Genomic DNA, 24,463 nt, shown 5'->3' on the forward strand with positions numbered 1-24,463 from the left:
TGCAGCTGTTAATCCTTTTTAGTCAACTGCACCATCATGCTGGTATAGCCCTTTACAAAATTTGATTGCACATGCTCCGGTTCACCTAACACCTCTATATTGTCGAACCGGTTCAGCAGCTCTTCCCATAAAATTCGTAACTGCATTTCAGCCAGACGATTACCCATACAGCGGTGCACGCCAAAGCCAAACGACATATGGTTTCTGGCGTTTTTACGATCAACCATGAAGACATCGGGCTGATCGATCACTCGCTCATCGCGATTGCCCGACACATACCACATCACCACCTTGTCACCCTGTTTAATATGCTGGCCATTGAGCTCTACATCCTGCGTGGCAATGCGGCGCATGTAAGCAAGGGGTGTTTGCCAGCGAATAGTTTCAGACACCATGGTAGGAATCAAAGCCGGGTTGTTTTTAAGCTTGCGAAACTCATCTGGAAACTGATTAAGGGCCAATACACCGCCGGTCATCGAATTGCGCGTTGTATCGTTGCCGCCAACAATGAGCAAGATTAATGTGCCCAAAAATTCCATCGGTCGGTCAATCATATCTTTGGTGTTTTCGTCCGACAGAAGCAGACTAATTAAATCGAACCCCCTTTCCCCCCCCGCTGCTAACTTGGCTTCTTTGTCTCGCCACAGTAAAGAAAACGCCTTGGCCGCTTCTGCGGCAGCAATAAACGCTGCGTTTTCATCGTTTACGCCGCCAAATGTCTCGGGGCTGGATGCCGCCACATCAGACCAATAAGCTAATTTGTGGCGCTGTTCATAGGGGAAATCGAACAATGTCGCCAGCATACGAGAGGTCAGTTCAACCGATACTCGCTGCACCCAATCAAAAGGCTCGCCAACTGGCAGTTGGTCAAGAACATCCTGCGTTCGGCTTCTGATCAGCGCCTCCATTTGTTTCAAGTTTTGGGGGGCGACAACACCTTGTACCGCCTGCCTTTGTAGATCATGTTTTGGCGGGTCCATGGCAATAAAGGTTTCTATTTCTAAGCCCTCAGGTTGCGGGCCAATAGAAATGATCGGTTCAGAGGAAAACAACGCATGATGTTTATCAACATACATGATGTCGTCGTAGCGTGTTATCGACCAAAAAGGCCCAAAGGGGCTGTTTTTTTGGTAGTGCACCGGGCACTCGTCGCGCAATCGTTTAAAGTACGACTGCCAACGGTTTTGTCGATACAGAAACGGGTTGCTCACATCAATATCGTCTAACGCAAGTTCATAAACATCGGGCAGCGGCCGCTCAATAAATTGAGGGATAGGCCGGCTCTTACCGAGTGCTTTTTTTGCTTTTTGAAGAATCTGTGCCGCTTCAATTTGTCGATGTACAGGAATGAGTGTGGCAATCTTTTCAAGTACTGGGGTGATAGACTTCATGATTCACTTTCCGTTAGCGATGTGTCATAAAAGGGTTTTCTTATTGCGGTCGATACGCGTAATGGCGCCGCGTTTGGCCGGCTACATTTGGAATTCTGGCAAGCGGACAATCAGCCCATCCAGGGCATCGGTCACCGTTACCTGACACGACAATCGCGATGTTTGTTGCTGTTCTGGTGTCATCGACAGCATTTGTTGTTCCTCACTGGACACCACCGCTAATTGAGCCGCCCACGCCTCATCCACAATGACGTGGCATGTCCCGCAGGCACAGCCGCCACCGCAATCAGCATCAATACCGGGGACACCGTTATCCACCGCATGCTGCATCAATGATTTACCCTGCTCAATTGCCACAACGTGTTGATCATTATTGTGTTCAATAAAAATTATCTGAGCCATAGCACTCTCCTTTGTTTTTATTATGGGATACCTTACCGCATCATAATGCTGATACTCTCATGCATGCAGTAGTCGAAATCATTAAGTTACGAAACAACAGGGTCAGCGAAACAACAGGGTCAGGTCTTTGACTTATGATTTTCTCCACGGACAACAGAAAATCATCTTATCAACCTACTAGCTTTGTCAAACGATATAAAATAGTTTTTACTCTGACCCTAAATACTGGTTTCGCTCTCCTGCCACTCGACCCTGCCGGGGTCTAAGTAAACATAGGCCTCATCACCACAGATCTTGGCCGCCTCGCGGTCGAACTTGTGTTGTAACTCCTGCCGTTTGGCAAAGCTGTTGCCGTAGGCGGTCAGCCTGTATTCACCGGGCTGGTACTCATCCACATGGGCGGGGAACCACTGGGCGCAGCCGCCGAGGGTAAACACCAGTAAAATAATGCCGTGTTTGGGTTTCATCGGTAGGCTCTTATTTTCCCACCCCTTAGAGGTGGTAAGTTATTATCAGCCCTCACAATACCATATTACGCCAGCTGTACACCGCCTAGCCCCTTGATTGCCATACAAATATAACGTGCCTGCAGTGTTCGGCTATAGTAGGGTGTCAGAGTAACGAATAAAAAAACACCGTTTATGGAGAAACCGCTATGGATTTAACCTTGGGCAAAGTCGCCGCACGCCGGCTGCTAACGCTTACCTCGGCCGCTGTGTTTACCGCCGCCAGCCTGTGCGCCAGCGCCGCCGGCAAACCAAACATCCTGGTTATCTGGGGTGACGATATCGGCATGTGGAATGTCAGTGCATACTCCCGCGGTATGATGGGCTATCAAACACCCAACATCGACCGCGTCGCCAACGAGGGGATGATGTTTACCGACTATTACGGTGAACAGTCCTGTACCGCCGGCCGCTCTTCCTTTATTACCGGCCAATCGGTATTCCGTACCGGTCTGTCGAAGGTCGGTATGCCGGGCGCCGAACTCGGCCTCAGCGAAAAAGACATTACCATTGCCGCCGTACTAAAAAACCAGGGCTATATGACCGGCCAATTTGGTAAGAACCACCTCGGTGACAAGGATGAACACCTGCCCACCAATCATGGCTTCGATGAGTTCTTCGGCAACCTTTATCACCTCAATGCCGAGGAAGAACCCGAGCAGCGTGACTACCCGAAAAACCCCAGCTTTGCCAAGAAATTCGGCCCCCGTGGTGTCATCCACTCCTATGCCGATGGCAAGATTGAAGACACCGGGCCGCTGACCAAGAAGCGGATGGAAACCGTCGACGACGAGACGTCCGCCGCCGCCCTCGACTTTATTGCCAAGGCCGCCAAGGCCAACAAGCCGTTCTTTGTCTGGTGGAGCGGCACGCGTATGCACTTCCGCACCCACGTCAAAGACGAGTTGATGAACGACCCCGCCTTTGCCCATCTCGATGAATACTCCATCGGTATGATCGAACACGACCGTCATATCGGTTTGTTTCTCGATCAACTCGATGAGTTAAAGATTGCCGATAACACCGTGGTATTTTACTCCACCGATAACGGCCCCCATATGAATACCTGGCCCGATGCGGCGATGACACCGTTCCGCGGTGAGAAGAACACCAACTGGGAAGGCGGATGGCGAGTACCGGCCATGGTACGCTGGCCCAATAAGATCAAGCCGAATACCGTGTCTAACGAGATTATGCACCACATGGATTGGCTGCCTACCTTTGCCGCCATCTCCGGTGCCGGCGATGTTAAAAAGCAGTTGCTCAGCCGCTATAACGCCCTGGGGCGCAGCTATAAAAACCATCTCGACGGCTACAACACCCTGCCCTATCTGATGGGCCAGACCGACAAGACCCCGCGGGAAGAGATCTTCTATTTCTCTGACGACGGCGACTTAACAGCGCTGCGCTTTAACGACTGGAAGGCAATCTTCATGGAACAGCGTCAGGAGACCACACTGGCTGCCTGGTCTAACCCGTTCACACCGTTGCGAGTACCGCTGTTGTTTAACCTGCGTCGCGACCCCTTCGAGCGTGCCCAGCTGACCTCGAACACCTACTACGACTGGATGATTGATCGCGTCTTTTTACTGATACCAGCGCAGCCCTATGTTGGCAAATTCCTCGCTACCTTTAAGGAATATCCGCCCCGGCAGAAGGCCGCCAGCTTCAGCATCGACCAAGTCATGGAGATGATGCAGGAGAACCAGGGCAGCCAGTAAAAACACTATTGCCCCATAAAAAAAGCGAGCCTTGTGCTCGCTTTTTTTATGGGGGCTTATTATCGCGCTGTCGGCGTCGGTCACCCTCGGCTTTAACGGCTCGGCCAACTACGCCAGGCGCAGATGCCACTGCCCACCACTGTGGCGGTCGCAGTCTTCCTCGGTGTCGAAGCGTATTTGTTCGCTAACATTGGTCAGCGGGATGCCGACAGCCTTGAGCTTGTCGGCAATCAAACGCCCCAATTGCCGCTGCTGGCCGCTGCGGTCAGCAGTCTGCAAGCCCTGATTACTGGTAAACACGCAGGTGATGACCAGGCTCTTGGGAAAGGCATTGTAGTTGACGGTATGGGTTAACCAGCTGAAGTCTTCCACCGTATCCAGCGCCTGCTCACAGGCCTCGGTCAGCGTCTGCCGTATTTGATTGTCTGTTTTCTTATCGGTCTTTCTCACAGTCGCCTCAGCGTTGATGACAGCTTTTTAAGCACAAATTCCATATTCTTGCCTTGGTCGTGCCGTTGAGGCAACGCAGCTCTGAGGCGCAGAGTTGGCCGGTGACGAACAGCGCCTCCAGCTTATCGATATCGATCTCTAACTGAACTTTTTGGCCGCTACCAGCCGGTCTATCACTCTTCATCGAAGCCCCCATTATAACCGACGTTGCAGCCATCGGCAGTGTTTCATAGATTTTCCCGCTCAGACAAATACTAGATGAGAATCATTCTCATGTAAACATGGTTTTCCCGCGGCACTTTTTTCGTTAAACTGAAGGCTTGCGGCCAACTATTGTGACGCCACCTCATATCCTGACCTCAAGCAAAGGTAGACCACCGATTTATGAAGACACCTAAACGCATTTTACCGCTGATTGAAGACGGCTTGGTCGATGAGGTCATCGGCCAGCTGATGAGCGGTAAAGAGGCCACGGTTTACACGGTCCGCTGCGGCGACGACATTCGCTGTGCCAAGGTGTATAAAGAGGCGGCCAAGCGCAGCTTTAAGAAGGCTGTTCAGTACCAAGAGGGCCGCAAAGTCCGCAACAGCCGTCGCGCCCGCGCCATCGAGAAGGGCTCCAAATTTGGTCGTAACCAACAGGAGGAGACTTGGCAATCGGCGGAGGTCGATGCGCTGTTTAAGTTGGCCGATGCTGGCGTCCGCGTACCCAAGCCCTACGGTTGTTTCGACGGTGTTCTACTGATGGACCTGGTCACCGATGACGAGGGCAATGTTGCCCCGCGATTAAACGATGTGTCGATGTCGGCTGAGCAGGCCATTGAAGACCACGGTGATATTATCCGCGACATCGTCCGCATGCTGTGCGCGGGCTTAATTCATGGCGACCTGTCAGAGTTCAACGTGCTGGTCGATGACTATGGCCCCGTCATTATCGACCTGCCTCAGGTTGTCGATGCCGCCGCGAATAACAACGCCCAGTGGATGTTCGAACGCGACGTCAACAATATGCGTGACTACTATGGTCAGTTTGCCCCCGAACTCAACAGCACCCAGTTTGCCCAAGAGATCTGGGCGCTGTACGAGGACGGTGAGCTAACTCCGGATATCGAGTTGACCGGCGAGTTTGAGCAATCAAACGTCGCCGCCGATGTCGACGCCGTTATCGATGAAATCAAGGCCGCCTTTGTCGAGGAGCAAGAGCGTCTCGAACGTATTGAGGCCGCCAACGAGTAAACCTATTTACCCCAATAATAACATTTACACTCATTACAACGGCCGATAGGTACTATCACCTCGCCTGTGGCCCAATGGAATAACCAAAGCATCTGCCAAGGCATCGATTAGGGAATCATCGTGATAAAAAGAATATTAACTATGAGCAGCTCAACACAAATGTTAGTTGCAATGGGCATTGGCTTTGCGGTCGGTATTTTCTTTGGTGAATATGTTGGTTGGATGAGCGTCATCGGCACCTCAGTCATCCTGTTAATGCAGATGACAGTGCTGCCCTATATTATCGTCTCGCTGGTCGGTGGCATTGGTAAACTGAACAAAGAAAATGCCGGTATGATATTTAGCCGCGCCGGTTTTATCATGGTACTACTATGGCTGCTGGCGCTGATTGTCATCGCCCTGATGCCGCTGTCGTTCCCGGAGGTGGAATCGGCCTCATTTTTCAGTACCAGCTCGATTCTGCCCACCCCCGAGGTCGACTATTTCAAGCTGTACATTCCCTCCAATCCCTTCGAGTCAATGGCCGCTGGCTATGTACCGGCAATGGTTTTGTTCAGTATTGCCATGGGGCTGGCCTTGATCGGCATGGAAGGCGAAAACAAACAGCAGATACTGGTGTTTATGAGTACCGCCGGCGAGGTGTTTTCTCGTATTACTCAGGGCCTGGTCAAGGTGCTACCCATTGGCATTTTCACCATGTCTGCCGCCGCTGCAGGCACCATGAGTGTCGATGAGTTTGCCAGCCTGCAGGTCTACTTAATCAGCTATTTCGTCCTCTGCCTGTTGTTTACCTTTTGGATTTTACCGTGGATTATCGCCTCATTAACGCCGTTGAGCTTTACCGAGGTACTGCAAATCTCCAAGACTGCCGTGGTCACTGCCTTCGCCACCGGCAATATCTTTATTGTCATTCCGGTCATTACCGAAGAGTGTAAAAACATTATGCGCAAGCATGACAGCCTCGATGATAATGGCTCGACAATGATCGACATCCTGGTACCCATCGTCTTCACCTTCCCCAATATCGGCAAGCTGACGGTGATATTATTTGTCTTTTTTGCCAGCTGGTTTAACGGCAGCGGCGTCGAGATTATCGACATGGTATCGACCTCGGTCAGCGGCCTGCTGTCATTGTTCGGCAGTGTCTATGTCGCCATCCCGTTTATGCTCGATCTGCTACACCTGCCCGCCGATTTATTTCAACTGTTTGTCATGTCGGGTTTTCTGACCGGCAAGTTCAACTCAATGGCAGCGGTGCTCAACCTCTTTGCCGTTACCCTGTTGGCGGTATCGCTGTGGCAGAAAAAACTCAACCTCAGCGTTGCGGCGCTGTTGCGCGTCGCCATCGGCGTAGTGGTCAGTGTCATTGTGGTGATTGTACTGACCCGTATAGGCATGGGCACGTTTATCAAAAGTCCCGAGACCACCAGTGGCGTCATCGCCAATATGCACGTGGCAGAGAAGGTGCCGACCAAGGTACATCGCCAATACCTCAACATTGAAACAGCCCCTAAACAAGCGTTGGCATCAATCACCGACATTAAAAAGCGTGGCACTCTGCGGGTGGGCTACATCCCCAGCAATGTGCCATTCAGCTATTACAACAACAACGCCGAACTGGTCGGCTTCGACATCGAGTCCGCCACGGTGCTGGCCAACGACCTTGATGTCAGCGTCGAATTTATTCCCTTTAAACGCCACCAACTCGCCGCCTCACTCGATGCTGGCCACTTTGATATTGCCATGTCGGGGCTATCGATGGAGATTGGTCAAATGAACGAGATCACTTACAGCGACCCGGTAATCGAGCTCAATATCGCCATCGCCACCAAAGACCACCTGGTGAATAAATTTAAAAAACAAAAAACAGTACTCGAAATGACCGATATGACGATTGCTTATGTTGAACATGACGAGCTTATCCACAAGGTCAAACACAAGTTCCCCAACCTCACCTTTGTTGAAATCGACGATTACAAGAATTTTTTCCGTCAGAAAAACGATAAGTATGACGCGGCGATTATCAGTGCTCAGGCCGGTTCAGCCTGGACACTATTCTTCCCCGGCTACGGTATTGCGCTGTTGGAGAGCAGTGGCCGTTACCCGGTTGCCTACGCCATTGCCAACGGTAATCAGTCGGTGCTTAACTACGCCAACAACTGGCTAAATCTACGACGGGTAGACGGCCAGCAACAGCGCATTTATGACTATTGGATGCTTGGCCGTGGCGCCGAAAAGAAAGAGCCTCGTTGGTCGATTATGCGCGACGTGCTGGGCTGGGTCGATTAGCGTAATAAATAGTAAGCCATGATCAACTGGCTAACTAACAATACGGCTGAGCTAGCCTGCCAAAAGCGCACAGGGTTACGCTCAACCCAGGCCTGCGGCACCTCTTTAAGAAACTGCGAATTGGGGTTGAGTAAGTCGTATTCAAATTCTGAAATATCCTGATAGCGTAATTCTGGGCTGATACTTAACGCCTTTTTTATCGCACCATCAATCCATACCGGCACCAAGGGATTATAGTGATAGGCTGGAATATACTTCAGATTGCTGAACTGTTTTAACGATTGAGTGTGCTCCAGTTTACCCTGATAAGGCTGTTCACCAGTCAACATTTGATAGGCGATAACCGCCACCGAAAACTGATCTGAAAGGGCGCTGGGTGTTCTTTTTAACATGTATTCTGGTGCTGAATAATTAGCCGTACCCAAGGCTATATCACGAATAATCGGCGCCGATATTTCCGCGATACCACCGACAAAACACGAACCAAAATCAACAATTTTTATCGACTCATCCGCCGCCACCAAAATATTGTCCGGCTTGATATCCTGATGCAACATATCCTTGCGATGAAAAGCGCGAACACCTTTGATAATTTTTGGCAGCATCTGCTGTAACTGCTCGATGGTTGCCTGCTGTTGGCTTTCCATCCAACGGCCAAGAGTTACTCCGTCGACTAACTCGGTCAAGTAATAGAGAAAGTTTTTGCCGACACTGTTGTTGGCAACCTTGACCACCTGCGCATTGTCGATACGGTTACCGATCCAGCTCTCCATAATAAAACGCTCAATATAGGCCGGATCATCATCAAAATTGACTGACGGTGTCTTCATGCAGTAACGCTGGCCGGTGGCTACCTGCTCTACAATATAAAGCTGGCTGCGGTTGCTGGCATGGATTTCTCGCTCTATTTTAAAGCCGTCGATGACCATGCCTGGCTCTAAGAATGGCGGAAACGGTAAGTCTGTTAATTTAACCTGCAGATCATTGGCATCTTCCTTTGGCAGGTCATCGACTCGGATAACCTGACAGCTGAGATTATCTTTGCTGCCCCGCGACAGCGCCAAGGCGATTAATTGCTGGCACTGTTGCTCATACTGCTCTACCGGCTGCTGTGCCAACGCTAAGATATCGTCATCGGCGACCACATCATGAATACCGTCGGTGGTAAGCACAAACACATCGCCTCGGCGTAGTTCGGTACTCTTATAATCGACATCCAGACGGACATCCAAGCCCATTGCCCGAGTCAGATACGACTGTTCCTTTGAAATACGGGTGGCGTGATCGCGGGTTAATTGCTCCAGCTCACCGTCGCGAACGCGGTAGATACGGCTGTCGCCGACATGGAATATATGCCCCACCCGCGATTTTAAAATTAACACACTGAGGGTGCTGATATAGCCACGCTCTGCATTGTTATAACTCTGGCCCTGGCCATACAGCCAGCGATTCAACGCCACCAATACCTGGTGCGCCGATTTCTTTACCGTCCAAGACTCCGGTGTCGCAAAGTAGTCTCCGATGAAATTGCGCACACAGGTTTCGCTGGCTTCCTTGCCCGCCTCGGCAGCACTGACACCGTCGGCAATGGCGATAACCGCCCCCTTGGTCGTCAGCGCTATGGTATCGGGAATACTGATACCGATACTGTCTTCGTTCTGCGGTTTCACCCCCGCCTCGCTGCGTTGTGCCGCTGACAATATCAACTGTCCATCCAAATGCATGTAAAACCTATTGACCCTGTTAGATTGCCATTAGCCTAACAAACTCCGAGCAGCGTTCACAAATAGCGCCGACGATAAACGCACTCTTTTTAACAAGTCACCGCCTTTTAACCGCCATTTACTGCACCAAGATATCGCACCCGAATTGTGCGGACGGCATACAACACCGTTAACATCTTCCTTTAAAGCCACAGTATATAAGGGCTGCACAAATTTTAAAAATAGCTGGCACGGCAATTGCTTTAAGCTAATTAGAAAAATTATTTTATCAGCAGCAGGTTCCGCTATGAGTAACAAAACCAAATTAGTCTTGGTCGGCAACGGTCCAGTGGGTCATAAATTTCTTGAGACTCTGGTTGAAAACAACCAGAGTGAACAATTTGATATCACCGTCTTTGGTGAGGAATCACGCCCCGCCTATGATCGCGTGCAACTGACAAAATGGTTTGAAACTCGCACCGCCGAACCGCTCAACATGGTGGCCGACGGTTTTTATGGCGACAACAGCATTGTCCATTACAACAATGCCGAAGTGACGGCTATTAACCGTCAACAACAAAGCGTAGTGACCGCCGACGGTGATGAATACCACTATGATAAATTGATTCTGGCCACCGGCTCATTCCCCTTTGTGCCACCGGTGCCCGGCCACGATAGAAAAAACTGCTTTGTCTACCGCACCATCGATGATTTAGAGGCCATTACCAAGGCCGCTGAAAGCTCCAAAATCGGTGTCGTCATCGGCGGCGGACTGCTCGGTTTAGAAGCGGCAAAAGCGCTGAAAGATTTAGGATTAAAAACCCACGTTGTCGAATTTGCCCCCCGCTTAATGGCGGTTCAGGTGGATGACAACGGCGGTAAACTACTTCGCCAAAAGATAGAAGACCTGGGCGTGGGCGTACACACCGAGAAAAATACCCAAAATATCGGTGATGGTGAAGAGTGCATTCACAAGATGAGCTTTGCCGACGATTCCGAACTAGAGACTGACATCATCGTCTTCTCTGCCGGTATCCGCCCACAGGATGCCCTTGCACGCAGCAGCGAACTTGAGATTGGCCCCCGCGGTGGTATCGTCATCGACAACCACTGCAAAACCTCCGATGACAATATTTATGCCATCGGCGAATGCGCCCTGTGGGACGGACGCATCTTCGGCTTGATCGCCCCTGGTAATGATATGGCCCGCGTCGCGGCGCAACATGTTGGCGCCTTCGGCGAGGACCAGTTCACCGGTTTCGACATGAGTACCAAATTAAAGCTGATGGGCGTCGATGTCGCCTCCATTGGCGATGCCCACGCCAACACCCCCGGCAGCAAGTCTTACACCTATATCGACGAAAACACCGAGGTGTATAAGAAGATTGTGGTCAGCGAAGACGGCAAGCATTTACTCGGCGGCGTGTTAATTGGTGATGCGGACGATTACAGTAATCTACTGCAATTTGCCCTCAACAAGATTGAGCTGCCTGACAACCCCGACAGCATGATACTGCCCAGCTACGATGGCAGCAGCGGTGCTGCCCTCGGTGTCGACGCTCTGCCCGACAGCGCACAAATTTGCTCGTGTAACAACGTTTCCAAGGGCGATATCAACGCCGCCGTACAGGACGGCTGCTGTCAGATGAGCGAGATCAAAGACGCCACCAAGGCAGGGACTACCTGTGGTGGCTGTGTCGCCCTGGTCGGCCAGGTGATGAACGCCGAACTCACCAACCTCGGTGTCGAGGTCAATACCGACCTCTGTGAACACTTCGCTTACACCCGCCAAGAGATGTATCACCTGGTGCGTGTCGGTGGCATAAAGACATTTGAAGAGATGCTCAGCAAGCACGGCAAGGGCAAGGGCTGTACCATTTGTAAACCCACCACCGCCTCGATCCTCGCCACCTGCTGGAACGACCATATTCTGGAACAACAGCACGCTGGCCTGCAGGAAACCAATGACCGCTTCCTGGCCAATATGCAGAAAGACGGTACCTTCTCCGTGGTACCACGGATGCCCGGTGGTGAGGTCACCGCCGAAGGTCTGATTGCCATCGGTGAGGTGGCAAAAGAGTACAACCTCTATACCAAGATTACCGGTGGCCAACGGGTCGACCTCTTCGGCGCCACCGCCGAGCAGTTACCGCCAGTCTGGGAAAAACTGATCGCCGCCGGTTTCGAATCGGGCCACGCCTACGGCAAGTCGCTGCGCACGGTAAAATCCTGTGTTGGCTCGACCTGGTGTCGCTACGGTGTACAGGATTCAATGGGGCAGGCCATCGACATCGAAAACCGCTACAAAGGCCTGCGCTCACCGCACAAACTGAAGATGGCCGTCTCTGGCTGTACCCGTGAATGCGCCGAGGCACAGAGCAAGGATGTCGGTATTATCGCCACCGAGAAAGGCTGGAACATGTATGTCTGTGGTAACGGCGGCATGAAGCCTCGCCACGCCGACCTATTTGCCTCCGACCTCGACGACGAGACGCTGGTAAAGTACATCGACCGCTTCTTCATGTTCTACATTCGCACCGCCGATCGCCTTCAGCGAACCAGCACCTGGATGGACAATCTTGAGGGTGGCCTGAGCTATCTGCAGGATGTGATCATCAACGACAGCCTCGGCATCTGTGATGAGCTCGAATCTGAGATGCAGCTGGTTATCGACACCTACCAATGCGAGTGGAAGACGGCCATCGAGAATGAGCACAAGCTCAAGCAATTCCGCAGCTTTGTTAACAGCGATAAGCAAGACGAAAACATCGTCTTCGTCGAAGAGCGCGGCCAAATTCGCCCCGCCACTGTCGATGAGAAAACTGATCTGATTGCCAAGGCCTAAGGCATTATTTTCAGCGTCAGCGCTGCTGCGATGACGCTAATCAACCGTTTAATGGAGACTATGATGAACTGGACTACCGTTTGTGAACTCGACGACATCCTTCCCAACGCCGGTGCAGCTGTACGCGTTGGCGACAGGCAGATCGCCATCTTTCGCGTCGAGGATGAACTCTACGCCATCGACAACTTTGACCCCCTCTGTAATGCCAATATTATTGCCCGCGGCATTGTTGGCTGCCTCAATGGTGCCACCGTAGTGGCCAGCCCACTGTACAAGCAACACTTCTGCCTCAACAGCGGTCAATGCATCGAAGAGGATGACGTCAAGTTATCGGTCTTCAAGGTGCGGAGTAACGGCGACAGCGTCGAATTACAAGCCGCTTAATCTGTTCTGCCCCAACCGCTAACCCTGTTAGCTTTGCCAGTCACCTCTTCTTCAGCCCAGAGGGGTGGCTGGCCCTTTATACCCCGCCTGCCGGCATAAGCCTGGCCATTGAAATCACTTTCCACACCCGGTACCCGCAACGGCCTGCGCCGCGCGGACACGCAATCGACAGGCACAAAAAAGGCGCCTCAATAGACGCCTTTTTCTACCGCTTAACAATTAAGCAGACAGTACTTCCTGGATAACAGGCATTAGCTGCTTCTTACGAGAGATCAAGCCCGGTAGCACCATCCAGTTATTCTCAGCGCTGGCACCGTAGGCGGTACCGGCTAGCTCAGCCTCGGCACCAGAATAGATCACCAAGTGAGTCTCTTTATTCTTGGTATCAACGATGGCGAAGAAGATGAAGTCCAGGCCTTGCTTGGCTTTTTCACCTTCCATCTCGGCCAGAAACTCAGCCTGACGTTCGATCAACTGCTGCGGCTTTAATGTTTCAGCCACGCCGTAACCCACTTTCTTACCATTGATTTCGTAGTGCTTGAAGTCACCTTTTAAAACGTCGTAAGTCGATACGTCGGCAAGGTCAGACTTCGCTTCCATCATGGCATTACCGAAGGCGTATAAGTCTTCGATGCCGGCATAGGCGGCCAACTTTTCAGCGAAAGGCTTGTCCTGGGCACAGGTGGTGGGTGATTCGAAGATCAAGGTGTCTGATAGGATACCGGCCAGCATGACACAGGCCGTCGCCTTGCTTGGCTGCTTGCCCATCTTCTCGAAACGGTCGGCCAGAATAGTCGCGGCGCTGCCCCAAGGACGGATATCAACCGACATAGCGGTGTTAAAGGTAATCGGCTGATCCTGAATCGCGTGGTGGTCGATAATAGCAACGATATCATTGTTGTCGACAATCTTGTGCAACTGAGTCTTCTGGTTGAAATCAACCAGGCCAACCTTCTGGCCTTCCACTTTCTCGATCATCTTAGGCAGTGGTGCACCGCAGTAATCCATGACAAAGGCCGTTTCTTTGTTCAATTCACCGGCACGACGGGGCTCACCACCAAATAACTCGGCAGCGCCGATAGCAGATCCGATGGTGTCGCTGTCTGGGCTGAGGTGGCCCAACCATACGAGGTTGTCGGTTTCGTTGTTTTCTGGTGTTTCTAAATCAAAAAAAGACATGGATATCGCCTATTACTATCTGAATTTTATAGAGTTTACCAACAGCCCATCGAAATAGGCGTGTTTTGAATTGGCGCAATTATAGCCAAAAAAACCTTGCTCAGCATCAAAATAATCACTTTAAAGCCCGTCGGCGACTAAATAACCCCGTCACCGGGTGAAGATACACACAGTTTCACGCTCCGCCACGTGGCTCGTGACAAGCGCGCCGATTGAGATCAATAAAAGCTGTAATAAACGGCATAAATTGTCACTCGCATCGGCCTTAAGCCTTTGTTGTGATAAACTAAATCTATAATAAACGGTGCCAAAAAAACGACTATTGATAAGAAATACAACAACACCAGACAGCAAGGAGTTACTATGAGCTTTGATAAAATACCCGCCGGTAAAGACCTGCCCGATGATATCTATGTAGTGGTAGAAATCCCCGCCAACCACGATCCGATCAAATATGAAATTGATAAGGATGCCGACTGCATTATGGTTGACCGTTTTATGGCCACACCGATGTTCTACCCGGCAAACTATGGCTATATCAATAACACGCTATCAGATGATGGTGACGCACTCGATGTGTTAGTGGTTACCCCCTACCCGGTTATTCCCGGTTCGGTGGTGCGTGCTCGCCCTGTTGGCATCCTCAATATGAGCGATGAGGCAGGCCAGGATGCCAAGCTGCTTGCCGTGCCACACGATAAGCTCACCACGATTTATCAAGACGTCAAAGAGTATACTGATCTGCCGCCGCTGTTGATTAAGCAAATCGAGCACTTTTTTGAAAACTATAAAGATCTAGAAGTCGGAAAGTGGGTAAAGGTCGATGGTTGGGCCAGCGCCGCCGAGGCCAAGGCTGAGATCATCAAATCGGTTGCCGCTTACGAGGCTGACAAATAGCCACTGCGGCTATCGTCAGTTACAAAAAAACCGGCTGCTGCCGGTTTTTTTTAAAATGCGTTTTGTTGTGCCTTATACCGACGGCATCGCACCCATAATTTCTTTATACAGTTTGCTGTTTTTACCAATCTGCTTGTGCTTGGCAAAGGTTGTCACCGCACGACGCCAGGCTTCATCCTTACCGTGAGCGTTGATCGAAAAACTGGTACAGACAATTTTATGGTCCAACTCAGAGGCAATACCAATTTGGAATATCGGTGTTTGGGTACCGCTCTTTTCAGTTTTCACTAAATAGCTAATGCCCTTAACCGTGCCATCACCACGGAAACAGCGCTCTGCCCTGTGACGCTTTTTAGCCCGCTGCTGCTTTAGTTTCAACTCTTCATCTCTGGCCTGGGCGGTCTTTTCGACATTCTTTGTCAGTCGTGGGCCCAGTCGCTTGCTGTTTAGTTTAAGAGAAAAGTACTCTTGGAATAACTTGCCGTCGACGGTACGTCGTACACGATAGCCGTAAAAAGCCTCGTTATCGATTAGTTTGACACTCATTAGATTGTTTCCTGCTTCACTTGAGCCGGTCGGCTCCCCTGAATTACTCGCTAACTGCCGAGCCCTAGTACATCCTTATACGGTCTTCCGTTACTGAACGACTGCCTAAAAAGTGGCAATACTGGTCAACAGCGATTCCGTCGCTTACACCATATATATCGGGGTGATATCTAACATATTAGTAGAGTGTAACGAAAAGTCAAAAATAATTTAACAGCCCAGCCACAGCGCATCTCGGCCGTTAGATCTAATTATAAAACAACTACTTAGTTATTTTATCCGACACAAAAATCCGTTGATGCTGCCCTGTTGGCATTCTCTGACGACAGTTTTTTATCGCTGTTAAATCTAACGTTTGAACAATTAGGCCAGAATTTTCAACACCATCAGCGACGATTTCTCCCCAGGGGTTAATCACCATGCTATGCCCCCAGGTCTCACGCTTGTCGTCATGACAACCAGTTTGATTCGCCGCCACAATAAAACAGCTGTTTTCAATAGCACGGGCCTGCAACAGTGGTTGCCAATGGGCCTGGCCCGTCACGGCGGTAAACGCCGAGGGTATGGCAATAATGTCTACCTGCTGCTGAAACATCAGCCGCGTCAACTCTGGAAACCGCAGATCATAACAAATCATAACGCCCAGTCTGCCCCAGGGCGTTGGCACCACCACACAGCGATCACCAGCCCGGTAGCTGTCTGATTCGCGATATTGCTTCGACTGATCGGCAACGTCGGCATCGAACAGGTGAATCTTATCGTAATAATCGACATCAGATCCGTGGCTATCGACGATCCAACACCGGGAATATGGCCGGCTGTCTCCCTCTGCATAGTGCGGAATCGAACCGGCCACAATCCAAACATTATACGCTCTTGCCCAGCGAACAATGGCGGTTTTGACCTTGGCCAAGTCTGTGTCTGACAACGCGTCCAACTGACCGCCAAAAAAACTGAACATCTCAGGCAGTATCAGCAGCTCAAACGAAGCCTCACCTTCACCTAACATTTTTTCTATGGTGGCTAGATTAATATCAACGTCATTGACGCTGGTCATCTGCAGTGCTGCCACTGTTAACGTCGTCTTCATCATCCCCTCCAAAGTCAAAATCAAATAAGCCTTTTTTGTCACTGACATCAAAGAAGCGTTCAAACTTTAATTGTGGATCTGCCCAACTGCCTTTGATCGAATACACCGCGCTGGATATCTTATTAAACTGTGTTTCAAAGACTTTACTGGCGACAAAAACACCAGCCGCCGTTGGCAGGCCGCCCGCCAAGGCGATTACCCAAGGGAGATTGGTGGTAATGGGCAGGGTGACTACCAGTTCTCCATCGACCAGTTCCTCATTTAAATCAAACAGCCCTGTCAATTTGAAATCACTGGACGGTCCCTTGACCTGCAACGGCGTTGCAATCTGCATAACACCCTGCTCAAAGGCGACATCGCCGGTGACCTGGTCATAACTCAACCCCTTGCTATATAGGTCTGAGAAATCTAACTGCAATCGTCGCACCAGGTTGGCAAAATTCAATACACCAAAGATCTTCAATGCCTCAGCGGCGGAGCCGGCGGTCTGTTTAAACTGGCCCTTGTCCAGCTTTAACACCACATCACCCTGCAGGTTTTTAATATCAATATCGGCAGGCGTACCCCGCCAGGATAAGCGGGTGATAAAAGAGGCTGACTTGCTGTTTACCGCCTCGGGGAGATCAAAGGCCTGCAGTACCTTACCGATATCCCCCATAGTCAACAGCGCCTCCACCGAGGTCGAGTGCTGTTGACCATCGACTTGCCATAACAGATTGGCACTGTCGCGCCCCGCTATTGGACCAACATCGACACCCCGAATTTGACCCTCAATATTTTCAATAAATACACCCTGCCCCTGTGGCTTGGAATCAAATCTCCAGCCACCATAGGACTCACCATAGAGCGTAAGCTCCTCGATGCTAAAGTCCATTGGCGGATAGCTCCAAGGTTCAATGTGTTTGAGCGCATCGAGGGGCTCAACCTCGGCGACGACTGGCAACGCCTCCTGCTCTCCGGCAACGGATGAACCTGGCGCAGCCTGTACCGGCGCCGATACAGCCTCCGCTGCCTCAAAGGGGTAAATCATATGATCAACATCGATTTTTAACCGCTCTGAATCGCGAAGTAACAGCATAGAGCCTGTCAGCTTTGGGTTTTCGATGGCTATCCGCCAGCCCTGATCTGTATTGACGATACTCAGGGCACTGTTGTTTAGGTTTTGACCAAAAAACAGCACCTGGCCAACACTGAGGTTTTCGACGACGACGCCAATATCAGCATCCGCCACTGACGTCAGCGCCAATTCCTCGCCATTGCTTTCAATCGCCTCATCTGTTGTTGCTGCGTGAGTAGCTGAGGGTTTATCTGCCGCCGCTTGATCAACCCGTGCGGTCTTGGGCGCGACACTGGATTGCAGTGGCTCAACGGTTAATAATTGACTGATGGTTAAGCCCGGCATCATTGCTTCCAGCGCAGCTTGTTGGCGCTGATATGCAATCAATTCAGTATCAAATTGCTGATATTTATTTAACGTCGCCAGCCACGGATCAACTAACAACGTTGGTAAGTGGCCACTTATAAGCAGGCCTTTCTTGTGCTCCATTGGCTGCCAGTCGCTACCTAGATTGAGCTTTGCTCGCTGCATTTTCCGATTGTTAAAATCCATTTGCAGCTCGGCCATATTGTCGATTTTAAACACCGCCAACTGCTTTTTCGAGGCGATGGGCAACGTTATAGATAATGGCCAGGGCTCGTCCACCTGCTTATTGTAGGGTTGAGGCAAATCAACCGTCATACCCTGCAAGTCAGTGCGCACCAACAACTCGCTCTGTCGTTGACGGCCAGGGCCTGGGGCAATAACAATATCGGCTTCAAATTCGCTTTCCCCCTCAAGAAAGCGAATCACCGGCTGCTGTGTCCACTGATACAACCGCTCTGCATCTACCAGGCCACGGCCCTCAATATTATAATTTTGATAGCGGATATTATTTTCTATTTCTGTTTCTGTTTCTGTATTTATCGCAAAATGGATCGGCTTACCCCAAAACAAACCCGATAAACGGTCGCTGCTCAATCCCCTGACAGAGTTATAACTCAATCTACCAGTTAACTGCTGAAAGCCCAGGCCAAAGTCTGCAATGGCAAAGTTACTGTTGTTGAGATCGGCAACAACATCAATATAGGGCGCCACCTGCACTCCCCTTGTTTTCACCAGCGGCATGGCCAGATCAAGCGCAGCGGTCACCTGCCCTGACGCCTGCCAACCCTGAAACATATTCCCTGTCATCGCCGCCAACGGCGTCTGTTCGAACATCGAAATGACGCTCTGAGCATCATTGGCCTCGATACTGGATTTCACTGACAACCCTAACGATTTAGTACTGCCGTCAACCACTACCGTCGTTGACGGCAGGTAGGCTCCCAGCATATCTGCACCGGAGGCAAACACTGTCGTCACGCGGTTATTTACATAGAGTCGTCCCGATAGTGCCGTCAGCTCAGGCCATGCAGGGTCAAAATGAATATTACCCTGATCAATATCTAAGCCCAGTTGAATACTTTTGGCGGTGCCACCTTTTAGCCCCCCGTGAAAGATAAAACCAGCCTCGCTGACATTGCCACGATGAATACTGTCATCCAGCCACGCCAAGAGTGATTTGGGCAGGGTGTAAGGCAGAAAGTCATTGCGATACTTAGCTGCACTGCCTTTGAGCCCTACCATCAACGACATTGTCGAGGGCAATGGATCCGATGGCACTTTGGCAATATCCAAATCAAGCTGCGCCACTGCCGTGCCAAAATCCGCCTCAATAAACAACGGGCTACTATTGACCGTGACACGTTCGCCCACATGCCAGTCCACCCGCCCACGGGCTTGGTCAAACACCAGGTCATGCTTGTAAACCGAGGGAAAGGTTAGCGCAACATCGGTGCTATCAAGATCTACCCAGCCTGACAAAATACCGGCTTCGAGATAACCACTGACAAACTTGCCACCCGGTGCGCCCTTCCAAGGCAGTACATTGACAGCCTCAAGTTCAGCCTGTAACCGTAGCTTTTCAGCCAGCGGCTTGCTGTTATCAAAACGCCAGTGAAGGTTATTCAAGAAACCGCCGGGGAGCAATGTGGCCAACGCCTGCTGTCCCTTTGCTGGCAGCATACCCGAACGTAATAAATTGTTGGTTAAGGCCGCTAAATCCAGCCGCGAAACCGCCCCGTTAACAGCCTGCCCCGGTTGATAGACAACACTGGTTTTTTCAATATCCAGCACACTATACCAATCTAGGCGAAGGTCCTGACCATAAACCTCAAGCCCACTTTCCTCGCTGTAACCAACGGCAATTTTGCCAGACAACTGTTTGATTTCTTCCAGTTGATGGTCAATAAAGTTATTAATATCGAGCTGATAAAAATTCAAATCGCTGTCGATGACCAAGCCGGCGTTGGCATCATAGCCAATGTTAACCCGCCCATCGGCAATGATGGAATTGGGGATGTAGTTGGGGGCAATCGGCTGAAAATAGGCCAGCTGAGCCGAGTCTAGTTGCAGCGAGGAAATCAGCTTTAAGTTAGAGGAGAATAAATCGCCATCACCTTCAATCCGCCCCTGCAGCGGAATTTTCCCCGAGGGGGCATCCAGCCAAACGGAGCCCGCGAGGGAATCTTGTGACTGCAACAATTTAACATTCAGTGCACCGACCACGACACGCTGGCCATTATTAGCCGTTAACACCACATCGCTGTTTTCAATAATAATACGACGCGACTCATCGATCAGTTCGCGGAAGGCGCGGAATTTATCATTGGTCGATGAACCCGGCTTTGGTGGCTTGTCTGATTTCTGCTCTGCATACCCCGTTAACCCCCAGCTGCCATTATCGCGCTGCTGCAGATTAATCTCAGCACCGGATAACACCAAGGTCTTAAAAATCGGTTGCGCATGGGCCAGTGATGCCAGCGCATCAAACTGCACCGACAATAATTCAACGCTGACGGCAACCTCTTCACTGCTTTCGGCGCTGCCGCCAAAGAGCTTAAACCCTTCTACCCGTATCCCCGGCGACAGCAACTGCCACTCGCCTGAGAGGCCTTCAATACTGACCTGCAAGCCGGTTTGTTGCTCCACCTGCCCAACAATGTACTGTCGATAATCCGTTAACTTAGGCAGGTAGTATCGCCCTAAACTGACATAGGCGGCTACGAGGACAATCGACACCAGGAGCAGGTACTTTGCCGTGTGATAGGTTGGCTTTATAACGCGTTTAACCATCGATCTATTTTCTTACCGCAGAGTGAGCGTTACAGCAACACAACATCAAACTGTTCCTGGTTGTACATCGCTTCCACCTGGAAGCGAATAGAAGCATCAATAAACTCAGCCAAATCAGCGACGCTGTCAGCATCCTCATCGAGTAGGCGATCGATTACCGACTGCTCAGCCAGCACCAAAAAGTCACTCTTGTCGTAGGCCCTTGCCTCGCGCAGTATCTCTCGGAATATTTCATAGCAGACCGTTTCGGCTGATTTCAATGCGCCGCGGCCATGGCAGGCAGGACAGCTAACACATAGCACATGTTCCAAACTTTCTCGGGTACGCTTGCGGGTCATCTGCACCAGACCCAGCTCTGAAACCGTCGATATTGCCGTCTTCGCGTGATCCTTGTCCAGCACCTTATTCAGTGTGCGTAATAACTGCCGACGGTGCTCCTCATCCTTCATATCGATGAAATCGATAATAATCATACCACCGAGATTACGCACTCGCAGTTGGCGTGCCAAACAGGCAGCCGCCTCTAGGTTGGTTTTAAAAATCGTTTCTTCAAGATTACGATGACCGACAAAGGCTCCGGTATTGACGTCGATGGTGGTCAGCGCCTCGGTTTGATCGATAATCAAGTAACCGCCAGATTTTAGCGATACCTTGCGCTCCAAGCCTTTTTGAATCTCCGATTCGACACTGTAGAGATCGAAGATCGGTCGCTCACCGCGGTAGTGCTCAATTTTATTGAGAATATCGGGGACGAAATCGTGGCAAAATTCCGCCGCCTTCTGAAAAGTCTCAGTCGAGTCGATACGGATACGCTCAACCTCGGAGCGCACCATGTCACGCAACACACGAATCGCCAGCGGCAAATCCTCGTATACGGGTTTGGATGCCTTAGTCTCCGGCATCTTGCGTTCGAGGGTTTGCCACAGTCGCTTGAGGAATTGAATATCCGCTAATATCTCCGCCTCACCGATACCTTCAGCCACGGTGCGGACAATAAAGCCGCCACCGCTTTTGTTGTCACTCTCTACCTGACCTGACTCGCTGTCTACGACCGCGATACCGGCATTGACCAGCTCTTTTAGGCGGTTGCGCTCGTCGACATCGTCGATGCGCTGTGAGATACCTATATGATCACTCTGTGGCATATAGACCAAATAACGGGAGGAGACCGACAACTGTGTCGTCACCCGCGCCCCCTTGGTGCCCAACGGGTCTTTCACCACTTGGACATAGAGACGCTGACCATCGTGGACTAAATCGCGAATGTTGAGCTCCTCGCCCTTGTCAGCGGCACTGAGTTTCTCACTGCGACCGACGATATCACTGGCGTGAATAAAACTGGCTTTTTCCAAACCAATATCAACAAAGGCTGCCTGCATGCCGGGCAGCACTCTGACGACCTTGCCACAGTAAATATTACCGACAATGCCGCGGCTGCTGGTACGCTCGATATAGACCTCTTGCAACACACCATTTTCGATCACAGCCGCCCGCGTCTCGGACGGGGTTACATTGATTAGAATCTCTTCACTCATACGCTGTTACCACCTGTAATATTGTTGACGGGAGAAAAAACACCGTCTTTTTATGGCTTTATAATCACTATACTACCAGCAAGAGAGGCCAAACTGCTGCAGTAAAAATTCTGTTTCTGCCAGTGGTAGGCCGACGACACCGGTATAACTGCCACTGAGGTGCTCAACAAATAGACCACCCTTACCCTGAATACCATAACTGCCGGCCTTATCCGCCGGCTCGCCACTGTGCCAATAGGCGGAAATCTCCGACGCACTGATTGCCCGGAATGTAACGTCGGTAATACTGACCAATGCCTGCTGTTGCCGATGGTCGACGACGGCAACACTGGTCATCACCTGGTGTTGTGACGACGACAGCCTCGTCAGCATCGCCGTGGCATCGGCCTGATCAACGGGCTTGCCCAAAATCTGTCCATCGATGACAACACAGGTGTCAGAGCCCAATACCGGTCTCATCGGCCGGCCACTGCTGGCAATCAAAGATTGAACCGCCACCGCCTTGGCCAGAGCTAGTCGCTCGACATAATCTCTCGGACTCTCACTGTCCAGCGGCGTCTCATCGATATCGGCCACCACGCGCTCGAAGCTCACTCCGGCCTGTTGCAAAAGTTCGGCGCGACGTGGCGAGGCTGAGGCGAGGTAAATAGCAAAATCAGTAGCCATTAAGTGACCCTAAAACGACGGCGAGTAGCGCGCATAAAAACCATAAACCATGGCCAGATAATCGCACTGCAAAATGCCGATATTAAGAAGTGTAGCGAGGGTGGGTGACTGCTGCCAAAACTCTGCACCCATCGGCCAATCATCGCCGACAACCCCACCAAGATAAAGACCAACATAGCCTGCTGCCACAGCGAGAAATTTCGCATACGCTGGTATACATTGAGACAAATATAACTGACCACCACCAGGGCCAGCGCATTTTGCCCCATGATTTCACCGCGCAGGCCATCGAGCAACAAACCCAGTATAAAGGCCGTGCCAACACCGACACGATGCGGCAGCGCCATCACCCAGTAAATTAAAAACATCACCAGCCACTCGGGGCGAGCGAACACCAGCCAGTGCGGCATCGGCACCACCGCCAGCAAAAATGCGATGGCAAAACTACCGTAAATCACCCACCGCCCCTGTGCCTCTATCATTGCGCAGCCTGGGTTGCTGTGGTCAAGTCACCGCTGTTGTCGCGATGAAAGACCAGCAAGACATGGCGGGTACGATCGAGCTGAGCGGTTGGAATGGCGCGAACAATCAAAAACGGCAAGCCCGGATTGTGGATAACAGAGCTGACGCGAGCCACCGGATAGCCTTCGGGAAAACGACCACCGAGGCCAGAGCTGACCAATAAATCGCCATTTTGGATATCCGTTGTCGCCGCCACATGGTGCAATTGCAACTCGTCGGTAAGACCAACGCCGTCGGCAATCGAGCGAACACCGTTACGATTCACCTGAACCGGCACCGCGTGACTGGCATCGGTAATCAACAACAGTCGGCTGGTTTTGAGGCTGACACTGACGATTTGGCCAATCACTCCGTTAGCCTCCAACACCGGCTGCCCAATGTAGACACCGTCCTCAGAGCCCTTATTGATAATTACTTGCTGCGCCTGGGGATTCGGCAGTACGCCGATAATTTCAGCGACAACCACATCGCTACGCAATAAGGCCGAGGAGTTAAGCAGCTCACGCAGACGCACATTTTCCGCCGCCAGAGAGGCCAATTTTAAAACCCGCCCCTTTAACACCAAGGCCTCTGCCTTGAGCGCGTCGTTTTCCTCGATCAAGTCAGAGCGACTCATTGAGTGTTTATTGGTCCAGAGCGACAGCTGCACAGGTAAATCCGTCAACCAATAGGCCGGCGCGGTAATCACCGACGTCACATAGCGGGCTACACCGAGCTTCTCTGTACGATAATCGAAGGCCACGAGTACCATGGCCAATATTGCCAATATCACTACTTTCGCCCCGACAGACGGAGTCTTTCCAAATAGCGGTTTGATGACATTCCCCGATCATTAGTTATCTGGTAATAAAACAAAGGCCGATCATCTGATCAGCCCCGGCTACTATA

Annotated in this window: 20 protein-coding genes; 6 read left to right on the forward strand and 14 right to left on the reverse strand. The window is 51.1% G+C overall.

What is annotated here, in order from left to right:
• Positions 1-8: 8 nt before the first annotated feature.
• The 3 genes from L9P87_RS05705 to L9P87_RS05715 all read right to left on the reverse strand — a co-directional run bounded on the left by L9P87_RS05705 (position 9) and on the right by L9P87_RS05715 (position 2,260).
• Complete coding sequence (locus tag L9P87_RS05705) at positions 9-1,391, reverse strand: cytochrome P450 (protein WP_237443710.1); 1,383 nt, start codon at positions 1,389-1,391, stop codon at positions 9-11.
• Positions 1,392-1,472: 81 nt separating this feature from the next.
• Entirely contained in the window at positions 1,473-1,793 is a 321-nt protein-coding gene (locus L9P87_RS05710) for a 2Fe-2S iron-sulfur cluster-binding protein (protein WP_237443711.1), read from the reverse strand.
• A gap of 218 nt (positions 1,794-2,011) precedes the next feature.
• Complete coding sequence (locus L9P87_RS05715; RefSeq protein WP_237443712.1) at positions 2,012-2,260, reverse strand: hypothetical protein; 249 nt, start codon at positions 2,258-2,260, stop codon at positions 2,012-2,014.
• A gap of 188 nt (positions 2,261-2,448) precedes the next feature.
• Between L9P87_RS05715 and L9P87_RS05720 the strand changes: the two genes are divergently transcribed.
• Positions 2,449-4,020: an arylsulfatase gene (locus tag L9P87_RS05720; protein WP_237443713.1), complete on the forward strand. Its 1,572-nt coding sequence runs from the start codon at positions 2,449-2,451 to the stop codon at positions 4,018-4,020.
• Between the two features lie 108 nt (positions 4,021-4,128).
• Here L9P87_RS05720 and L9P87_RS05725 read toward each other — a convergent pair whose 3' ends face one another.
• Together L9P87_RS05725 and L9P87_RS05730 are read right to left on the reverse strand one after the other, a co-directional pair.
• Positions 4,129-4,470 (reverse strand): hypothetical protein, encoded by a 342-nt coding sequence (locus L9P87_RS05725; RefSeq protein WP_237443714.1) that lies wholly within the window; start codon positions 4,468-4,470, stop codon positions 4,129-4,131.
• Positions 4,471-4,477: 7 nt separating this feature from the next.
• Positions 4,478-4,654 carry a hypothetical protein gene (locus tag L9P87_RS05730; RefSeq protein ID WP_237443715.1) on the reverse strand — a complete coding sequence of 59 codons (177 nt, stop codon included), beginning with the start codon at positions 4,652-4,654 and terminating at the stop codon, positions 4,478-4,480.
• A 200-nt stretch (positions 4,655-4,854) separates the two neighbouring features.
• On the opposite strand from L9P87_RS05730, the gene L9P87_RS05735 reads away from it, so the two are divergent.
• Complete coding sequence (locus tag L9P87_RS05735; protein WP_237443716.1) at positions 4,855-5,706, forward strand: PA4780 family RIO1-like protein kinase; 852 nt, start codon at positions 4,855-4,857, stop codon at positions 5,704-5,706.
• Positions 5,707-5,847: 141 nt separating this feature from the next.
• Positions 5,848-7,995 carry a cation:dicarboxylate symporter family transporter gene (locus L9P87_RS05740; protein ID WP_237443717.1) on the forward strand — a complete coding sequence of 716 codons (2,148 nt, stop codon included), beginning with the start codon at positions 5,848-5,850 and terminating at the stop codon, positions 7,993-7,995.
• Here L9P87_RS05740 and L9P87_RS05745 read toward each other — a convergent pair.
• On the reverse strand, positions 7,992-9,719 hold the full coding sequence (locus tag L9P87_RS05745) for a bifunctional protein-serine/threonine kinase/phosphatase (RefSeq protein ID WP_237443718.1): 1,728 nt from the start codon (positions 9,717-9,719) through the stop codon (positions 7,992-7,994). The two genes, L9P87_RS05740 and L9P87_RS05745, sit on opposite strands and share 4 nt — an antisense overlap.
• 286 nt (positions 9,720-10,005) lie before the next feature.
• On the opposite strand from L9P87_RS05745, the gene nirB reads away from it, so the two are divergent.
• Both nirB and nirD read left to right on the forward strand, forming a co-directional pair.
• Positions 10,006-12,543: a nitrite reductase large subunit NirB gene (gene nirB, locus L9P87_RS05750; RefSeq protein ID WP_237443719.1), complete on the forward strand. Its 2,538-nt coding sequence runs from the start codon at positions 10,006-10,008 to the stop codon at positions 12,541-12,543.
• Positions 12,544-12,573: 30 nt separating this feature from the next.
• The gene (gene nirD, locus L9P87_RS05755; RefSeq protein ID WP_237443720.1) at positions 12,574-12,927 is read left to right on the forward strand and encodes a nitrite reductase small subunit NirD; all 354 of its coding nucleotides are present in this window, start codon (positions 12,574-12,576) and stop codon (positions 12,925-12,927) included.
• A 219-nt stretch (positions 12,928-13,146) separates the two neighbouring features.
• On the opposite strand, the gene L9P87_RS05760 is transcribed toward nirD, so the two are convergent.
• Entirely contained in the window at positions 13,147-14,106 is a 960-nt protein-coding gene (locus L9P87_RS05760) for a manganese-dependent inorganic pyrophosphatase (protein WP_237443721.1), read from the reverse strand.
• Positions 14,107-14,469: 363 nt separating this feature from the next.
• Here L9P87_RS05760 and ppa point away from each other — a divergent pair, with 363 nt between their 5' ends.
• Positions 14,470-15,003: an inorganic diphosphatase gene (gene ppa, locus L9P87_RS05765; RefSeq protein ID WP_237443722.1), complete on the forward strand. Its 534-nt coding sequence runs from the start codon at positions 14,470-14,472 to the stop codon at positions 15,001-15,003.
• Between the two features lie 72 nt (positions 15,004-15,075).
• Here ppa and L9P87_RS05770 read toward each other — a convergent pair whose 3' ends face one another.
• The 7 genes from L9P87_RS05770 to mreC all read right to left on the reverse strand — a co-directional run bounded on the left by L9P87_RS05770 (position 15,076) and on the right by mreC (position 24,392).
• The gene (locus L9P87_RS05770) at positions 15,076-15,549 is read right to left on the reverse strand and encodes a hypothetical protein (protein ID WP_237443723.1); all 474 of its coding nucleotides are present in this window, start codon (positions 15,547-15,549) and stop codon (positions 15,076-15,078) included.
• A 262-nt stretch (positions 15,550-15,811) separates the two neighbouring features.
• Entirely contained in the window at positions 15,812-16,639 is an 828-nt protein-coding gene (locus L9P87_RS05775) for a carbon-nitrogen hydrolase family protein (protein ID WP_237443724.1), read from the reverse strand.
• A complete protein-coding gene (locus L9P87_RS05780; protein ID WP_237443725.1) occupies positions 16,590-20,852 on the reverse strand; it encodes a YhdP family protein in 4,263 nt (1,420 codons plus the stop codon). The genes L9P87_RS05775 and L9P87_RS05780 overlap by 50 nt, the downstream gene beginning before the upstream one ends.
• Before the next feature lie 29 nt (positions 20,853-20,881).
• A complete protein-coding gene (gene rng / locus L9P87_RS05785; protein WP_237443726.1) occupies positions 20,882-22,387 on the reverse strand; it encodes a ribonuclease G in 1,506 nt (501 codons plus the stop codon).
• Positions 22,388-22,459: 72 nt separating this feature from the next.
• On the reverse strand, positions 22,460-23,053 hold the full coding sequence (locus tag L9P87_RS05790; protein WP_237443727.1) for a Maf family protein: 594 nt from the start codon (positions 23,051-23,053) through the stop codon (positions 22,460-22,462).
• Positions 23,053-23,535, reverse strand: a complete 483-nt coding sequence (gene mreD / locus L9P87_RS05795; RefSeq protein ID WP_237443728.1) for a rod shape-determining protein MreD — start codon at positions 23,533-23,535, stop codon at positions 23,053-23,055. Before mreD ends, L9P87_RS05790 begins: the two co-directional genes overlap by 1 nt.
• Positions 23,532-24,392: a rod shape-determining protein MreC gene (gene mreC / locus L9P87_RS05800; protein WP_290368495.1), complete on the reverse strand. Its 861-nt coding sequence runs from the start codon at positions 24,390-24,392 to the stop codon at positions 23,532-23,534. Before mreC ends, mreD begins: the two co-directional genes overlap by 4 nt.
• Positions 24,393-24,463 lie beyond the last annotated feature (71 nt).

The organism is Sinobacterium norvegicum, assembly GCF_923077115.1.
GTDB lineage: Bacteria > Pseudomonadota > Gammaproteobacteria > Pseudomonadales > Sinobacteriaceae > Sinobacterium > Sinobacterium norvegicum.

Bases quoted from the DNA above. Each gene is read 5' to 3' on its own strand.
- L9P87_RS05705 (WP_237443710.1), bottom strand. From the start codon at position 1,391: ATGAAGTCTATCACCCCAGTACTTGAAAAGATTGCCACACTCATTCCT.
- L9P87_RS05710 (WP_237443711.1), bottom strand. From the start codon at position 1,793: ATGGCTCAGATAATTTTTATTGAACACAATAATGATCAACACGTTGTG.
- L9P87_RS05715 (WP_237443712.1), bottom strand. From the start codon at position 2,260: ATGAAACCCAAACACGGCATTATTTTACTGGTGTTTACCCTCGGCGGC.
- L9P87_RS05720 (WP_237443713.1), top strand. From the start codon at position 2,449: ATGGATTTAACCTTGGGCAAAGTCGCCGCACGCCGGCTGCTAACGCTT.
- L9P87_RS05730 (WP_237443715.1), bottom strand. From the start codon at position 4,654: ATGAAGAGTGATAGACCGGCTGGTAGCGGCCAAAAAGTTCAGTTAGAG.
- L9P87_RS05735 (WP_237443716.1), top strand. From the start codon at position 4,855: ATGAAGACACCTAAACGCATTTTACCGCTGATTGAAGACGGCTTGGTC.
- L9P87_RS05740 (WP_237443717.1), top strand. From the start codon at position 5,848: ATGAGCAGCTCAACACAAATGTTAGTTGCAATGGGCATTGGCTTTGCG.
- L9P87_RS05745 (WP_237443718.1), bottom strand. From the start codon at position 9,719: ATGCATTTGGATGGACAGTTGATATTGTCAGCGGCACAACGCAGCGAG.
- nirB (WP_237443719.1), top strand. From the start codon at position 10,006: ATGAGTAACAAAACCAAATTAGTCTTGGTCGGCAACGGTCCAGTGGGT.
- nirD (WP_237443720.1), top strand. From the start codon at position 12,574: ATGACGCTAATCAACCGTTTAATGGAGACTATGATGAACTGGACTACC.
- L9P87_RS05760 (WP_237443721.1), bottom strand. From the start codon at position 14,106: ATGTCTTTTTTTGATTTAGAAACACCAGAAAACAACGAAACCGACAAC.
- ppa (WP_237443722.1), top strand. From the start codon at position 14,470: ATGAGCTTTGATAAAATACCCGCCGGTAAAGACCTGCCCGATGATATC.
- L9P87_RS05770 (WP_237443723.1), bottom strand. From the start codon at position 15,549: ATGAGTGTCAAACTAATCGATAACGAGGCTTTTTACGGCTATCGTGTA.
- L9P87_RS05775 (WP_237443724.1), bottom strand. From the start codon at position 16,639: ATGAAGACGACGTTAACAGTGGCAGCACTGCAGATGACCAGCGTCAAT.
- L9P87_RS05780 (WP_237443725.1), bottom strand. From the start codon at position 20,852: ATGGTTAAACGCGTTATAAAGCCAACCTATCACACGGCAAAGTACCTG.
- rng (WP_237443726.1), bottom strand. From the start codon at position 22,387: ATGAGTGAAGAGATTCTAATCAATGTAACCCCGTCCGAGACGCGGGCG.
- L9P87_RS05790 (WP_237443727.1), bottom strand. From the start codon at position 23,053: ATGGCTACTGATTTTGCTATTTACCTCGCCTCAGCCTCGCCACGTCGC.
- mreD (WP_237443728.1), bottom strand. From the start codon at position 23,535: ATGATAGAGGCACAGGGGCGGTGGGTGATTTACGGTAGTTTTGCCATC.